We start from the raw sequence: 17,420 nt of genomic DNA, 5'->3' as shown, positions 1-17,420 counted from the left end.
GGCTTGACCATGCGGCATCTGTTTACCTTTCTGCTGGTGTTGTTCGCGGGATTCGCCCAGGCAGCGCCGGGCAGCCCCTTCGAAACCAAACCCGACTTCCTCCCGGTGGGCAAAGCCTTCGCCTTTACCTCCGAACGTCTTGAAAGCGGCGAAACCCAGCTGTTCTGGCAGATTGCCGACGGTTACTACCTGTACCAGCAGCGCATGAAGTTCGACGGCCTGGCCGAAAAGCCTGTGCTGCCCGAGGGTGAAGCCCATAGCGACGAGTTCTTTGGCGAGCAGCAAGTGTATCGCCAGGGCCTGGAAGTGAAGATCCCCGCCGGCACCACCGGCCAGGTCAAGCTCGGCTGGCAGGGCTGCGCCGATGCGGGCCTGTGCTATCCGCCGCAGTCGATCACCGTGGACCTGGGCGGCAACCCGGCCGTCGCCGCCACCGCACAGGCCCAGGATCAAAGCCTGGCCAGCGGCCTGCAGCAGCGCAGCCTGGGGTGGAGCCTGCTGGTGTTCTTCGGCCTGGGCCTGCTGTTGGCGTTTGCGCCTTGCTCGTTGCCGATGCTGCCGATCCTCGCCGGCCTGGTGGTGGGCAGTGGCGCCAGCCCGCGCCGTGGCTTTGCCCTGGCCGGCAGCTACGTGGTGTGCATGGCGCTGGTGTATGCCGCCCTGGGGGTGATGGCCGCGTTGCTCGGCGCCAACCTCGCCGCGCTTTTGCAAACGCCGTGGATCCTCGGCAGCTTTGCGGCGTTGTTCGTGCTGCTCGCCCTGCCGATGTTCGGCTTCTTTGAACTGCAACTGCCCGCCTTCCTGCGCGACCGCCTCGATAACGTCAGCCGCCAGCAAAGCGGTGGCAGCCTGGTGGGTGCCGGTGTGCTCGGCGCGTTGTCCGGCCTACTGGTGGGCCCGTGCATGACCGCGCCCCTGGCTGGCGCCCTGCTGTACATCGCCCAGAGCGGCAACGCGCTGCACGGTGGCCTGATCCTGTTTGCCATGGGCATCGGTATCGGCATTCCGCTGTTGCTGCTGGTGACCGTGGGCAATCGCTTCCTGCCCAAGCCGGGCACCTGGATGAACGTGCTCAAGGGCGTCTTCGGCTTCCTGTTCCTGGGCACTGCGGTGCTGATGATTCGCCCGGTGGTCGGCGACAGCCTGTGGATCGGCCTGTGGGGCGCCTTGGCGCTGGTGATGGCGTACTGTGGCTGGGCACTGGCCCGTGAGTCCGGCCTGGCGGCCAAGGTATTCGGCGCCGGTTCCCTGGTGCTGGGCCTGTGGGGCGCGGTGCTGGTGGTGGGTGCGGCCGGTGGCAGCGATGAGCTGTGGCAACCGTTGAAGGTCTACAGCGGCTCGCGGCTCGCCGCTGCACCCAGCGCTCACGATGCCTTCACCACGGTCAGCGACCCGGCTGTATTGCAAAGCCAACTCGACAGCGCCAAGGCCCAGGGCCAGTGGGTGCTGTTGGACTATTACGCCGACTGGTGCGTGTCGTGCAAGATCATGGAGAAACAGGTGTTCGGCAAACCCGAGGTGATGGACGCGCTCAAAGACGTGCGCCTGTTACGCCTGGACGTCACCGCTGACAACGCCGCCAGCCGCGAGCTGCTGGGCCGCTACAAAGTGCCAGGGCCACCGAGCTTCGTGTGGATCGGCCCGGACGGTGAAGAACGCCGCGCCCAACGCATCACCGGCGAAGTAGATGCCGCCGCGTTCCTGCAACGCTGGACCCAGACGCGGGACGCTCGCTGATGCTGACCCTCACCATCGGCACCTTCGCCATCGCCCTGAATCACCTGCTGCTGATCAGCGCGCTGATTCTCGCCACCCTGGTGGGCTGGCGCGTGGCCAAGCGCGGCGGCGAAAACCCGGAGTCGGTGCTGTTCAGCCTGTTCCTGCTGGGCCTGCTCGCCGCCCGGGTCAGCTTTGTGCTGATGTACTGGAGTTATTACAGCAACGACTGGGTGGAGATGGTCGACCTGCGTGACGGCGGCTTTCTCGCCTGGCCCGGGATCATCGCGCTGATCCTTGGCACGCTGGCGTACGGCTGGCGTCGCCCAGCCCTGCGCAAGCCCCTCAGCGCCGGGGTGATCACCGGCCTGTTGTTCTGGGGCATGACCAGCCTGTCCCTGAGCCTGTATGAAAAAGGCACGCGCCTGCCGGACATCACCCTGCGCAATGCCAATGGCGAAGTGGTGCAACTGGCGGATTATCAGGGCGGCCCGCTGGTGATCAACCTGTGGGCCACCTGGTGCCCGCCGTGCCGACGCGAAATGCCGGTGCTGGAAAACGCCCAGCGCATGCGCCCCGACGTGACCTTCCTGTTCGTCAACCAGGCCGAAAGCATGCAAAGCGTCAGCACCTACCTGGCCACCCAGGGCCTGAACCTGGACAACGTGCTGTTCGACGCCAGCGGCCGCCTTGGCCAGGCCGTGGGTTCCATGGCGCTGCCGACTACGCTGTTCTACCAAGCCGATGGGCGCCTGATCAACAGCCACCTGGGCGAACTCTCCGAAGCCAGCCTGGCCCGCGCCATGGAACCCTTCGACAACACCACGATAAGGAAACCGACATGCCTCGCCTCCGCCACCTGCTGACCCTGCTGCCTTTGACGCTAGCCGCTGCGCTGGCCCAGGCCGAAGACCTGCCGGCCCCGATCAAACAGATCGAAGCCAAGGGCGCCAAGATCATCGGCAAATTCGATGCCCCCAGCGGCCTCACCGGCTACGCCGCCCAGTACCAGAACCGTGGCATGGCCCTGTACTTGACCGCCGACGGCAAAAACGTCATCGCCGGCAACCTGTACGACGCCCAGGGCAATGACCTTAGCACCGCGCCCCTGGAAAAACTGGTGTATGCGCCGATGGCCAAGGAAGTCTGGGCCAAGATGGAAAACAGCAGCTGGATCCAGGACGGCGATAAAAACGCCCCGCGCACCGTCTACCTGTTCAGCGACCCCAACTGCCCGTACTGCAACATGTTCTGGGAACAGGCCCGCCCGTGGGTCAAGGCCGGCAAGGTGCAGTTGCGCCACATCATGGTCGGCATCATTCGCGAAGACAGCCCCGGCAAATCCGCCGCCCTGCTCGCCGCCAAAGACCCGCAAAAAGCCCTGCAAGAACACGAAGCCGCCGGCAAGGGCAGCAAGCTCAAGGCGCTGGAAAAGATCCCGGCCGAGGTCGAGGCCAAGCTTGATGCGAATATGAAGCTGATGGATGAACTGGAGCTGTCGGCGACGCCGGCGATTTTCTATCTGGATGACAAGGGCGGGTTGCAACAGCAGCAAGGGGCGCCGTCGCCGGATAAGTTGGTGAAGATTCTTGGGCCAAAATAAGCGGCGCTTTATCTGACGCCTTCGCGAGCAAGCCCGCTCCCACACTTGGAATGCATTCCAAATGTGGGAGCGGGCTTGCTCGCGAAGAGGCCCTAACAGACAACGAAGATTAAAGCCCCTCCAACTCCGCCATCAAATCACTCAACCGCTCCACCTTCTCAGCACCGATCTCATTGCCCGCCAACCCGTCGATATACGCGGCCAACTCCGCAACCGTGCTGCACTCGAACATCGCCCGCAGCGGCACATCGCGCTGCAACACTTTCTGCACCCGCGAAGCAATCTGCGTAGCCAGCAGCGAGTGCCCGCCCAGTTCGAAGAAGTTGTCCTGCACCCCGACCCGTTCGACCTTCAACACCTCGGCCCAGATAGCCGCCAAGGTGGTTTCCAGTTCACTGCGAGGCGCCACATAGTCCTGATTATGCAACTGGCCGATTTCCAGGGCCGGCAGGGCCTTGCGGTCGAGTTTGCCGTTGGCGTTGAGGGGCAGGCGTTCAAGCCATAGCCAATGCAACGGCACCATGTATTCCGGCAGTTCGGCACGCAGGCGTTGCTTGATGCGCTCCAGGTGTTTACTCGGTTCCAGCGTGGCGTCGGCGGCTACCAGGTAGCCGACCAGATATTTGCCATTGGCCCCCTCTTGCACACCCACCGCCGCGTCACGCACGTGCGGTTGTTCGTGCAGGCGCGCTTCGATTTCACCCAGTTCGATGCGGTAGCCGCGAATCTTCACCTGGTGGTCGATACGCCCGACATATTCCAGCACGCCATCGCTGCGGCGCCGCGCCAGGTCGCCGGTACGGTAGAGCCGCTCGCCAGGCGCGCCGAAGGGGTTGGGCACAAACACCTGGGCGGTGCGCAGCGGATCGCTGACATAGCCGCGACCGACGCCGATGCCAGCGACGCACAACTCGCCGACCGCGCCTTGAGGCACCAACTCCAAGGCACCATCGAGCAGGTACAAGCGGTTGTTGTCGGTCGGCGTACCAATCGGCAGGTAAGTACCACGGGTGGAGGCCAGATCGACGCGGAAGAACGCCACATCATCGGAGCATTCCGCCGGGCCGTAGGCATTCACCAAGCCGATCTGCGGGTAACGCAGCAGCCACTGATGAGCCAACTCCGGCGGCATGGCCTCCCCAGTCGGCAACATCCAGCGCAGGCCGTCGAGGCTGATACGCTCCTGGGCCAGCATGCCCTGGATCAGCGATGGCACACTCTCCAGCACGGTGATGCCCTGTGTTTGAACGTGGGCCAAAAGCCCTTGCGGATCATGGGCAATGGCAGGCGGCACGATGTCCACCCGCGCACCAAACAGCGGCGCGGCGAGGAACTGCCAGACGGAAATATCGAAGCTTTGCGACGCGGTCTGGGCGATCACATCGGCATCGCTCAAGCTCAGGTACGGTACCTTGCTCAACTGGTTATTGAGCATGCCACGCTGTTCGACCATCACGCCCTTGGGCAAGCCGGTAGAACCCGAGGTGTAGATCACGTAGGCAAGGTTGTCCGGGGCGCTGTAGATACCCGGGTTTTCGCCACGGGCAGGGATTTCCTCCCACACCAGCAACTGGCAATCGACCCCTTCGAGCAACTCGATGGCCTGTTCGCGACACGCCTCGGTGCATACCAGCAAGGGTGTGCGGCTCAAGTCGATGATGCGACTCAGGCGCGAGCCCGGCAGGCCCGGATCCAGCGGCAGGTAACCGGCGCCAGCCTTGAAGCTGCCGATGATCATGCCGAGCAAGTCCAACCCACGTTCAGCCAGCAACGCCACCGGTTGGTCCAGGCCCACACCAGCCGCAATCAAGGCGTGGCCCAGGCCGTTACTGCGACGGTTCAATTGGTCGTAGCTCCATTGCTGGTCCAGGCAACTGGCGGCGATACGCTGCGGATGCTCTGCCACCTGGGCCTCGAACAGCTCGATGTAGCTCGTCTCCAGTGGGTAGGCCTGCTCACTCTGATTACAGCCCAGCACCAGGAATTCACGCTCCTGCTCGCCAATCAATGGCAGCTCGGCCATGTCGCCATGGAAGCCCTGCACCAGCGCCAGCAACAGGCGTTTGAACTCAGCGAGCATGCCTTGCACGGTGCTTTCGTCGAAATAACGCTGGTCGTAGGACAGGTGCAAACCGAGGTCATCCCCCGGATAACACACCGCCGTCAGCGGGAAGTTGGTGTGGGTGCGGCCAGAATCCGAGGTGGCATTGAGGTTTTGCGCACGGTCCAGCACCGAGACTTCCACCGGCGCGTTCTCAAACACAAAGAGGCTGTCGAACAGCGGCTGGCCCTTGGGCAATTCGCTGTGTTCCTGAATCGTCACCAGTGGCAGGTATTCGTACTCGCGCAGTTGCATATTGCTGTCGAGCAAAGCGCTCAACCACTGGCGCACGCTGCACGTCTGGCCGTCCTCGGGCAGTTTTACCCGCAACGCGATGCTGTTGATAAACAGGCCGACGGTGCGTTGCATCTCAGGCATGTCCACAGGGCGCCCGGCCACGGTGACGCCGAACAGCACGTCGCGATCGCCACTTAAACGCCGCAGCACCAAGGCCCACGCGGCCTGGGCGAAAGTGTTGACGGTGAGTTGATGCGCCTGGGCCAGTTCACGCAGTTGCGCACCGTCGCGGGCATCCAGGCGGGTGTAGCAGTCGCCCACCACCATGCCGCCGCTGCCACCGGCGTGTTCGCGCAGGAACGGGCGGTCGCTCGGGATCGGCGTGGCGCGCTCGAAGCCTTGCAAGTTTTGCTGCCACCACTGGCGCGCTTCGTTGAGGTTCTGGCGTTGCAGCCAGGCAATGTAGTCGCGGTAGCGCGGCGGCGTCGCCAGTTGCGCATCGCGGCCTTCGCCCAGGGCTGTGTAGATATCGAAGAAGTCATTCATCAGCAGCGAACGGCACCAGGCATCGATCAGGATGTGGTGGTTGCTCATCATGAACCAGTAGCGCGCCTCGCCCACGCGAATCAGGCGCAAGTGGAAAGGCGCCTGGTTGAGCAAGTCAAAACCGGCCTCGCGCTCGGCCTTGAGCAAGGCTTGCAGGCGCGGTTCCTGCTCATCCTGCGGATCGGCGCTCCAGTCCAGGTATTCAATCGGCGTGCTGCCGGGCTTGTGGATCACTTGCAGCATGTCTTCGCCGACGTTCCAGCAGAACGAGGCGCGCAAGGCTTCGTGGCGGGCGATCACCGCTTGCCAGGCCTGGGCAAAACGCTCCGGGTCCAGGGCGCTGTTGATGCGGTAGCGGTCCTGCATGTAATACAGACCGGTGCCAGGCTCCAGCAAGGTGTGCAGCAGCAGGCCCTCCTGCATCGGGGTCAGCGGGTAGACGTCTTCGATGGCGCTGGCCGGGACCGGCAAGGCGTCCAGTTGCACCTGGGTCAGGTGCGCCAGGGGGAAGTCGGACGGCGTGAGGCCGCCGGCATCGTCCTGCAGGCAATGGGCGATCAGGCTGTGCAATTCGGCCAGGTAAGCCTCGGCCAGATCGCGAATCACCTGTTGATCATGACGCTCGCGGCTGAAGGTCCAGCGCAACACCAGCTCGCCGCCGTAGACCTGGCTGTCGATGCTCAGTTCATTGGGCAACGGCGCATCCGGGTCATGGGCCAGGCCGGCGGATTCCTCCAGTGGATGGAACAGCGCCTCAGTGCCAAAGCTCTGGTCGAACTGGCCCAGGTAGTTGAAGGTGATCTGCGCGCTCGGCAACGCGGCCATGCTCTGCTTGCACAGGTCATCGGCCAGGTAACGCAGCACGCCATAACCCAAGCCTTTATGGGGCACGCCACGCAGTTGTTCCTTGATCGCCTTGATCGAGTCGCCCTGCTCGGCTTGGGGTGTCAGGCGCAATGGATAGGCACTGGTGAACCAGCCCACGCTGCGGGTCAGGTCGATGTCATCGAACAAGGTTTCGCGGCCATGGCCTTCCAGCTGGATCAATGCCGAGGCCTGCCCGCTCCAGCGGCATAGCACGCGGGCCAGGGCGGTGAGCAACAGGTCGTTGACCTGGGTGCGATAGGCACTCGGCGCCTGTTGCAGCAACTGCCGGGTGCGCTCGGCATCCAGGCGTACGCTGACCGTTTCGGCATCGCAGTTTCGCAATGTGCCTTGGGGGCGCTGAACCGGCAAGGCCACGGCCGGGCCAGCCAATTGCGCTTGCCACAGGCTCAGCTCTTCGCGCAGGGATTCACTGTGGGCATAGGCTTGCAAGCGCGCTGCCCAATCGCGCAGCGCGCTGGTTTTGGCCGGCAGGCTGACAGACTGGCCTGCGCTGAGTTGGCGATAAACGTTTTGCAGGTCTTCCAGCAGGACGCGCCACGACACGCCGTCCACCACCAGGTGATGGATGGCGATCAGCAAGCGTTGCTGGCCTTGCGGCCCATCCACCAGCAAGGCGCGCAACAGCGGGCCCTGTGCCAGGTCGAGGCTGCGCTGGGTGTCGGTGAACAACGCGGTGCATGCCTGCATGTCGCGCACCTGCGCCTGCAGCAGCACGCCGCCTTCCGGCACGCCCAGGTGTTCGGCATGCCATTGCGCATCGCGCGGGGTAAAGCTCAAGCGCAGCGCGTCGTGGTGTTCCAGCACCGCCAGCAGCGCTTGTTCCAAGCGATGGGGGTCGAGCAGTTGCAGCGGCTTGAGCACCAATGCCTGGTTCCAATGCTGGCGCGCCGGGATGTCGGTGTCGAAGAACCAGTGCTGAATCGGCGTGAGGCCAGAGGGGCCGGTCAGCAGCCCCTGCTCGGCGATGACTCGCTCCGAGCGGGTCGCCACGGCAGCCAGGCTCTGTACCGTCTGGTGCTGGAACAGGTCACGGGGGCTGAAATGAATCCCGGCCTGGCGCGCACGGCTGACCACCTGGATCGACAGGATCGAGTCGCCGCCCAGCTCAAAGAAGTTATCGTCGAGGCCGACTTGCTCCACGTTCAGCACCGCGCACCAGATGGCGGCCAGGTTATGTTCCAGCTCGCTGCGGGGCGCCACGTAGGCTTGGCGATTGGCCTCTGGGTCCGGCTCCGGCAAGGCGCGGCGGTCGAGCTTGCCGTTGGCGGTCAGCGGCATGCTCGCAAGCACGATCAGATGCGCGGGCACCATGTAGTCCGGCAATTGCGCCTTGAGGTGTGCCCTCAACGCGTCGCGCAAGGCGACGTGCTCGGCATCGCTGACCAGGTACGCCACCAGCTGTTTGCCGCTCGGTGCATCCAGGGCCAGCACCACCGCTTCGCGCACGGCCTCGTGTTCGAGCAAGCGTGTTTCGATTTCGCCCAGTTCGATGCGAAAACCGCGGATCTTCACCTGATGGTCGATGCGCCCCAGGTACTCCACCAGGCCATCGGCGCGTTGGCGTACCAGGTCGCCGGTGCGGTACAGGCGCCCGCCCTTTCCAGCAAACGGGTCTGCGACAAAACGCTCGGCCGTCATCCCCGGCCGCTGGTGATAACCCTGGGCCAGGCCGGCGCCACCGATGTACAGCTCACCGCTGGCGCCCTGGGGCACCAGCGCCAGGTCGGCGTCGAGAATGTAGGCCACGCGCTCACCGACGATGCTGCCAATCGGCACACTGCCGGCGCCCTCCTCCAACCGCTCCGGCGCCAGGCTGGCCAGGGGCATCACCACGGTTTCGGTGGGGCCGTAAGCGTTGAAGAACAGCTGGGGCGTGAACGCCGCACGGATGCGTTGCAGGTGTTCGCCGGTCAAGGCTTCGCCACCGGTGATGCACATACGCACCGGCAGCGTCTGTTGTTGGGTCGCCAGCCACTGCGCCAACTGGCTGCCGTAGCTGGGGGTGAAACCGAGCACATTGATGCGATGGTTACGGATCAGCGCGCAGATCTCTTCGGCATCCCACTGGCCCTGGGCGCGCAATACCACCCGCGCCCCGCACAGCAGCGGCACCAGCAAACGCTCGGTGGCGGCGTCAAAGTTGATCGAATAAAAGTGCAGCTCGCAGTCATCCGGGCGCATGTCAAAGCGCTCGATCACCGCTTGGCAATGCATGGCGATCTCACCGTGGGACACCACCACGCCTTTGGGCTTGCCCGTGGAGCCCGAGGTGTAGATGAGGTACGCCTGGTGTTGCGCCAGACTCACGAACGGCAGCGCCTCGGCGGGGTAATTGGCCAGCACCGGCGAGTCATCCTCCAGGCACCAGCACGCCACCGTCGCCGGCAATTCACCCAGGGCTTCGAACAGGGCCGCATCACTGAGCAGCAGGCCGATGCCACTGTCTTCGATCATGTAATGCAAGCGGTCCAGCGGGTATTCCGGGTCCAGCGGCACGTAGGCGCCGCCGGCCTTGAGGATCGCCAGCAAACCGATGACCATTTCCAGCGAACGCGGCAGTGCCAAACCCACGCGCACCTGCGGGCCCACGCCACGCTCGCGCAGCATCCAGGCCAGGCGGTTGGCGCGCTCATCCAGTTGCGCATAACTGAGGGTCACACCGGCAAAGGTCAGCGCCGGGGCATCCGGCCGCTGGCTCGCCTGCTGGCTGAACAGTTGATGGATGCACTGGTCGAGGCGATGCGCGCCCTTCTCCGCCCCCAGGCTGTCTTGCAAGGCGCGTTGCTCATCCGCGCTCAGCAACGGCAATTCGCTGAGGCGCTGGCCGGGATAGGCGATCAGCGCTTCGAGCAGGTTGCACCAATGCGCGGCCATGCGTGCAATGCGCGGCTCGTCGAACAGGTCGGTGCTGTAGGTCAGGCAGCAACCCAGGCGATGGTCGAGGTCGGTGACTTCCAGGTTGAGGTCGAACTTGGTCGCTCGCGCATCGTTGGCCAGGTACTCCACGGTCATGCCGGCCAGTTGGCGGCTTTGCTGGAATTCCCAGCGCTGCACGTTGCACATCACCTGGAACAACGGGTTGTACGCCGCGCTGCGCGGTGGTTGCAGAGCTTCCACCAGGTGGTCGAACGGCAGGTCCTGATGGGACTGACCCTCGATCACGGTGTGACGCACCTGCTCGAACAACTCGCTGACCTGCATCTGCCCAGTGAGCTGGCAACGCAGCACCTGGGTATTGAGGAACGCGCCAATCAAGCCTTCGCTTTCCGGACGGATACGGTTGGCCACGGGCGCGCCGATGCGCAGGTCGGTCTGGCCGCTGTAGCGGTAGAGCAACACCGCCAGGGTCGCGGTCATGGTCATGAACAGCGTGAGGCCGTGCTGCGCGTTGAAGGCACGCACACGGGCGGCCAGCTCATCGCTCAAGTCAAAGCGGTACAGCTCGCCCCGGTGGCTTTGCACCGGTGGCCGTGGACGGTCGCCGGGCAGTTCCAGCAATGGGTGTTCGTTGCCCAGTTGGGCGGTCCAGTAGTCCAGCTGGCGCTGGCGCTCACCGGCTTCCATCCACTGGCGTTGCCACACGCTGTAGTCGAGGTACTGCACCGGCAACGCTGGCAGCGGCGAGTCGCGCTCGTCGATAAAGGCTTCATACAGGGCGCTGAGTTCACGGGCAAAGATGTCCATGGCCCAGCCTTCGGTGACGATATGGTGCAGGGTCAGCACCAGGTAATGCTCTTGCTCGCCGGCCTTGACCAGGCAGGCGCGCAACAGTGGCCCGGTTTCCAGGTTGAACGGCGTGTGCGCCTCGACATCGGCCAGTTGCTGCAAACGCTGCTGGCGCTGCGGCTCATTCAGCGCGGAGAAATCCTGCCAGCCCATGCGCACAGTGGTCTGCGCCGAGACCTTCTGACAGGCCACACCATCGACACTGGGGAAGGTGGTGCGCAGGGTTTCGTGACGCATGATCAAGGCCTGCAAGGCGGCCTCGAAACGCCCCACATCCAGTACACCGCGCAGGCGCGCCATGCCGCCGACGTTGTAGGCCGGGCTGTCCGGTTCCATCTGCCAGAGGAACCACATGCGCTGCTGGGAATAGGACAAGGGGACCGGCTGGCTGCGGTCGACTTTGGCGATGGCAGTCTGTTGGTTGCGCTGGCCCGCCGCCTGGATCAGCCCGACCTGCTCGGCAAAATCGCCCAGCTCGCTGGCTTCGAACAGGGTGCGCAGCGGCAGTTCGACGTCACAAGCCTGGCGGGTGCGAGAGATGATTTGCGTGGCCAGCAACGAGTGCCCGCCCAGTGCGAAAAAGTCATCGCGCAGGCTGATGCGTGGCAGGCCCAGCACCTCGCGCCAGATCGCGGCGATTTGCAGTTGCAAGGGGGTGTGCGGTTCGACGTGTTCGCGGGTTTGCCATACTGGCTCTGGCAAGGCACGCCGGTCGAGCTTGCCGCTGGGGCTCAGGGGCATGGCGTCCAGGCGCATCAGCAGCGCGGGCACCATGTACTCCGGCAACTCGGCCGCCAGGGCGATTTTGACCGTTTGCTCATCCAGTTCGGCGTCGGCGGTGTAGTAGCCGATCAACTGGGCATCACGCACCAGCACCACGGCTTGGGCGATGCCTGCGAGGGCCAGCAGGCGCGCTTCGATTTCTTCCGGCTCCACCCGGAAACCCCGCAGTTTGACCTGCTGATCGAGGCGCCCGAGGTATTCGAGCACGCCATCGGCGTTCCAGCGCGCACGGTCACCGGTGCGATACAACCGAGTGCCCGCCGCGCCCAACGGGTCGGCGACAAAACGCTCGGCCGTCAGCCCGGCACGGCCCAGGTAACCCCGCGCCAGGCCGATGCCGCCGATGCACAATTCGCCCGGCACACCGGCCGGCAGCGGGTTGAGCTGCTCGTCCAGCACGCGACAGATGACATTGCCCAATGGCCGGCCAATCGGCGAGCGCTCGCCATCCGAGGCAGCGCACTGCCAATGGGTGACGTTGATCGCGGTCTCGGTCGGGCCATAGCGGTTGTGCAATTGCACCGCTGGCAAGCGTGCCAATACGCGGTTACGCAATTCGGCAGGCAAGGCTTCGCCACCGGAGAACAGGCGACGCAGGCTGGTGCATTCGGCCACCAGCGGCTCGTCGATAAACAGCTGCAACAGCGGCGGCACGAAGTGCAGCGTGGTCACCCCATGTTCCTGCACAAGCTGCGCGATACGGTGCGGGTCGCGATGTTCGCCCGGCCCGGCCAATACCAGGCGGCAGCCGGTAATCAATGGCCAGAAGCATTCCCACACCGACACGTCGAAACTGATCGGCGCCTTTTGCATCAGCACATCGGTGTCGTTCAGTTGATAGGTGGCCTGCATCCACTGCAAACGCTCGGCCAGGGCGCCGTGGGTGTTGCCCACGCCTTTGGGTTGGCCGGTGGAACCGGAGGTGTAGATCACGTAGGCGAGGTTATCGCCGTGCAGGTGCAAGCCGGGCGCCTGGGTCGGCCAGCTGTCGAGGTGCAGGCTGTCCATGGCGATCACGCACACGCCTTCGGCGCTGGGCAGTTGGGGCAGCAAGGCGGTCTGGGTGAGCAGCAGTTGCACGCCGCTGTCCTTGAGCATGTAGGCCAGGCGCTCGGCGGGGTAATCCGGGTCCAGCGGCACGTAGGCGCCACCGGCCTTGATGATGGCGAGCAGGCCGATCAGCAGTTGCGGCGAACGCTCGGCGGCGATGGCCACGCACACGTCTGGGCCCACGCCTTTGTCGCGCAGGTAATGGGCCAGGCGGTTGGCCTGGGTGTGCAGTTGGGCGAAGGTCAGGCTGCCGTCTTGCCAGACCAGCGCGGTGGCGTCCGACGTCTGTTGGCTGAGCAGCTCGGGCAGCCAGTGCCGGGCCGGCGCGCAAGGGGCTTCGCTCCAGGCCTGCTGTTCGTCGGTCTGCATCAACGGCAGGTCGCCGATGGCGTGTTGCGGTTGCGCACACACAGCGTGAAGTAGATGGATGAAGTGCTCGGCCAGGCGCTGGATGGTCGCAGGTTCGAACAGCTCGTCAGCGTAGTCGAACGACAGGCTCAAGCGCCCATTGCGATCTTCTTCGCTGTGCAGTTGCAGGTCGAACTTGGCTTCGCGGCTGTGCCAGGGCAACTCATCGGCCAGCAGGCCCGGCAGGCGGCGCAGGGCACTGAGGTCCCGTTGCTGGTGGTTGAACATGACCTGGAACAGGCCCTGTTCGCGGGCCTGGGGGAAGGCTTCCAGCAGTTGCTCAAAGGGCAGGTCCTGATGGGCCTGGGCAGCCAATGTGGTCTCGCGAGTGGCGGCCAACAGCTGATTGAACGGCAGGCGCCCGTCCAGCTCGGCGCGCAGCACCAAGGTGTTGATAAAGAAGCCGATCAGGCCCTGGGTTTCCTGGCGCGGACGGTTGGCATTGGGCACGCCGATACGGATATCGCGCTGGCCACTGTAGCGATAGAGCAAGGTCTGGAACGTCGCCAGCAGCAGCATGAACGGCGTCGAGTCATGGGCCTGGGCGGTCTGGCGTATCGCCGCACTGAGGCGCGCATCCAGGCGCACGCTATGGCGCGCGGCGCTGTGCCGATGCTGGGCGGCACGCGGGTGATCGGTGGCCAGGTTCAGGGCCGGATGCTCGTCACCCAACTGCGCTTTCCAGTACGCCAGCTGTCGTTGGCCCTCGCCTTCGGCCAGCCATTGGCGCTGCCAGCTGCCGTAGTCGGCGTATTGCAAGGCCAACGGCGGCAGCTCCAGGGGTTGGCCTTGGGCGGCAGCGGCGTAAAGGCGCGAGAACTCGTCGATCAGGATATTCAGCGACCAACCGTCGGCAATGATGTGGTGCAAGGTCACCAGCAATTGGTGCTCTTCATCGTCCAGGCGCACCAGGGTCACCCGCAGCAATGGGCCTTTTTCCAGGTCGAACGGGCTGCGCGCCTGCTCTTCGCGCACCTGTTGCGCACGGGCTTCGCGCTCGGCGTGGGGCAAGTCGCTGAGGTCGATGATCGGCAGTTCGAAATCCGCCGACGCCTCGACACGCTGGAACGCCTGGCCGTCGCGTTCGTAGAAGCGCGTGCGCAGGGCTTCGTGGCGCTGGATCAGTTGCTGGAAGCTGTGGCGCAGCGCGTCTTCATCCAGCTCGCCGCGCAGCTGCAAGGCGCCGGGAATGGTATAGGCGCTGCTGTGAGGGTCCAATTGCCAGGTGATCCACAGTCTGTTCTGTGCCAGGGATTGGGGCAGGTCTTCTTGACGCGACAGCGCGTGGATTGCGCCTTGGGCCACGCCGCCGTCCTGTTGCAGTGCCGCCACAGCCGCAGCAAAGGCCGCGAGGGTCGGCGCTTCGAACAGCAGGCGCAGGTTCAACTCCAGCCCGAGCGTTTCGCGCAGGCGGGCGACCACTTGGGTCGCGGTGATGGAGTTGCCGCCCAGCAAGAAAAAGTGATCGTCGCCCGCCACCTGGGCCAGTTGCAGTTGTTCGCACCAGATCGCCGCGATCTGTTGTTGCAGGTCCGATTCCAGCGCCACTTCGCTCGCCGGCCCCTGCTGCCCAGGGAACTGCGCGTAGCTGTCGAGGCTGCCATCGGCATGCCGAAGCGCACAGGCCGCACGCTGCACGTTGCCGCTGGAGGTTTTTGGCAACGCGCCGGGGTTGAGCAGCACCACCACGCTCGGGGCTTGCTGGCAGGCCTCGGCCACGGCTTGGCGGATCGCTTTGATCAGCGCTTCGGGCGGCAGGATTTTCTGCACGCTGCGGCTGATTTCCGCCGCGATGCCGATGCCTTCCAGGCCCTGGTCATTGACCGCAAAAGCGGCAACCCGGCCCTTGCGCACCACTTCCACTTCGCGCTCGATGGTCTGTTCGATGTCCTGGGGGTAGAGGTTATGGCCGCGCACGATCAGCAGGTCTTTCAGGCGCCCGGTGATGTACACCTCGCCGTCGCGGATAAAGCCCAGGTCACCGGTGCGCAACCAGGTGCGGCCGGCGTGCTGGACGAAGGTCTTGGCGCTGGCTTCGGGGTTGCGCCAGTAGCCGTGGGCGATGCTCGGGCCGGCGGCCCAGAGTTCGCCGACGCACTGGTCGGGCAGCTCGGTGAGGGTGTGCGGGTCGGCGATCAGCACGGCGTGGTCCGGCTGGCTAGTGCCGCAACTCATGATCGCAGGGCCCTGTCCCGGTTCGGCACGGTTGGCGGCCAGCGCCTGCTCGTCCACGCGCAGGGCGGGAATGCCACGGCCACGGCTGCCGCCGGCGACAAACAGGGTGGCTTCGGCGAGGCCGTAAGACGCGAAGAAATTATTCGGGGTGAAGCCACAGGCGGCGAATTTTTCCGCGAAGCGTTCCAGGGTGTCGAGGCGGACCGGTTCGGAGCCCGAATAAGCCACGCGCCAGCGGCTCAAGTCGAGGCGCTCCAGGGCCGACTCACTGACCCGTTCGCTGCACAGACGGTAGGCGAAATCCGGGCCACCGCTGATGGTGCCGCCGTATTCGCTGATCGCCTCCAGCCAGCGCAAGGGCCGGCCGAGGAAATAGGCCGGCGACATCAACACGCAGGGCACGCCGCTGAAGATCGGTTGCAGCAGGCCGCCGATCAGGCCCATGTCGTGGTACAGCGGCAACCAGCTGACGATCACGTCGTCAGGGTTGAGGTCGATCCCGAAGCCGCGACGAATCAGCAGTTCGTTGGCTACCAGGTTGCCGTGACTGACTTGCACGCCCTTGGGCAACGCGGTGGAGCCGGAGGTGTATTGCAGGAAGGCGATGTCGTCGGCCTTGAGGTCGGGCTCAACCCATTGGTCGGCCTGCTGCGTCTCCAAGGTGTCGACGCTCAACACCGTGGGCGCATTTTCAATCTGCGCCAGGCCTTCGCTGAGGCTGGCAATGGTCAACAGCAGCCGCGGCTCGGCATCGCTGATGATCGACAGCAGACGCTCCTGGTGATGACGGCGCGTGGATTCGGGCGGATACGCCGGCACCGCGATCACCCCGGCGTACAGGCAACCAAAGAACGCCGCCACATAGTCCGGGCCACTCGGGAACAGCAACACCGCACGCTCGCCCAGGCCAGCGTTGGCTTGCAAGGCGGCGGCGATGGTACGGGCACGCTGGTCAAGGTCGCGATAACTGAGCACCACGCTGTGCTCGGCGCTCTCGGCGAGGAAGCGCAACGCCACCTGGTCCGGCGCCTGCGCAGCACGCTGTTGAAGGGACTGGACCAGGGTGCGGGGGAGTTCGAAGGCGTCCATCATGGGGTTCCTGCCTGAAATCGGCTTACGGGAAATTCGGGAAACGGTGGGGTTCAGCCGGCGGCGAGCTGCCGCGCCGCGCCAATGCGCCAGCGCGTCAGGTGCTCGTCGGCATAGCGACGCACACAGCGCAGCACGGCGCTTTCGTGCTGCACGAGAAAGAAGTGGTGGCCGTCAAACATGTCCAGGGAAAACCCACTGGCGGCGTCGAGTTGCCAGTCGAGCAACTGGTCGGCACGCACGCTGTCCTGCTTGCCACCGAACACATGGATCGGCAGCGCCAGGGGCTGGCGCTCGCCATAGGTGAAACTGCCGCACAGCAGAAAATCAGCGCGCAGGATCGGCAACATCAGTTGCATCAACTCAGGGTTGGCCAGGGCTTCTTCGGCGGTCCCCTGTAATTCGCGCAGGCGGGCAATGAGTTGGGCATCGGTCTTTTCGACGGCGTACTCGCTCACATCACGACGCGCCGGGCCCGCCGTACCGGACGCAAACAACGCCAGGGGCGCAGGCAGATTGCGCGCGTTTAAAGCGTGAGCCAGTTCAAACGCCAACAGCCCGCCAAGGCTGTGGCCGAACAAGGCATAAGGGCCATCCAGATCACGGCTGATCTCTTCAGCAAGCTGCGCGGCCAGGGCCTTGATATCGCGCTGCAACGGCTCGTCCATGCGCATGCCGCGCCCCGGCAATTCCAGCGGGCACACTTGCAACCAGTCCGGCAGCACCCGGCGCCAGCGCGCATAGACCGAGGCGCTGGCGCCTGAATGGGGCAGGCAAAACAGGCGTAGCCGCAGGGGCGTACTCATCCGGCGAGGACTCCAAACTGAAACACGCTGAATGCACGATAAAAACCCATCTGGTCCTCCTGCGGGTGCTGATCCTTGGCCGTTGTGCTAACGAACCTGTCACCCATGAGAACGGACGGAGGCGGCAAATAATTAGTCGCCGGGGGCGAGCGAGACGTGGTTCACACCTTTGCCCAAGGCATAAGATTAGTTCGCCTTCTCATTTGACAATCATTATCATTCAGCATAATTTGTTGCCCGATGTGTAGGAGGCCTCAGCAGGGATGCCCTCCCCTAACCTATTAGCAACAAG

At 64.5% G+C, this 17,420-nt stretch carries 5 protein-coding genes; 3 read left to right on the top strand and 2 right to left on the bottom strand.

The window, feature by feature from the left end:
* Nucleotides 1–9: 9 nt before the first annotated feature.
* The 3 genes from dsbD to dsbG are packed head-to-tail and all read left to right on the top strand — an operon-like array spanning nucleotide 10 to nucleotide 3,319.
* Nucleotides 10–1,737: a protein-disulfide reductase DsbD gene (gene dsbD / locus MF6394_RS12825; RefSeq protein ID WP_047711483.1), complete on the top strand. Its 1,728-nt coding sequence runs from the start codon at nucleotides 10–12 to the stop codon at nucleotides 1,735–1,737.
* Entirely contained in the window at nucleotides 1,737–2,582 is an 846-nt protein-coding gene (locus MF6394_RS12820; RefSeq protein ID WP_069558587.1) for a TlpA disulfide reductase family protein, read from the top strand. The genes dsbD and MF6394_RS12820 overlap by 1 nt, the downstream gene beginning before the upstream one ends.
* Nucleotides 2,558–3,319, top strand: a complete 762-nt coding sequence (dsbG, locus tag MF6394_RS12815) for a thiol:disulfide interchange protein DsbG (RefSeq protein WP_044274929.1) — start codon at nucleotides 2,558–2,560, stop codon at nucleotides 3,317–3,319. Before MF6394_RS12820 ends, dsbG begins: the two co-directional genes overlap by 25 nt.
* A 109-nt stretch (nucleotides 3,320–3,428) precedes the next feature.
* Here dsbG and MF6394_RS12810 read toward each other — a convergent pair whose 3' ends face one another.
* The gene (locus MF6394_RS12810) at nucleotides 3,429–16,325 is read right to left on the bottom strand and encodes a non-ribosomal peptide synthetase (RefSeq protein WP_078466791.1); all 12,897 of its coding nucleotides are present in this window, start codon (nucleotides 16,323–16,325) and stop codon (nucleotides 3,429–3,431) included.
* Nucleotides 16,326–16,375: 50 nt separating this feature from the next.
* Nucleotides 16,376–17,128: a thioesterase II family protein gene (locus MF6394_RS12805; RefSeq protein WP_044274933.1), complete on the bottom strand. Its 753-nt coding sequence runs from the start codon at nucleotides 17,126–17,128 to the stop codon at nucleotides 16,376–16,378.
* Nucleotides 17,129–17,420 lie beyond the last annotated feature (292 nt).

Origin of the sequence: Pseudomonas sp. MF6394, from assembly GCF_002018845.1 — a bacterium.
Taxonomy (GTDB): Bacteria; Pseudomonadota; Gammaproteobacteria; order Pseudomonadales; family Pseudomonadaceae; genus Aquipseudomonas; species Aquipseudomonas lactis.
This window is presented reverse-complemented; position numbering and strand designations above follow the sequence as displayed.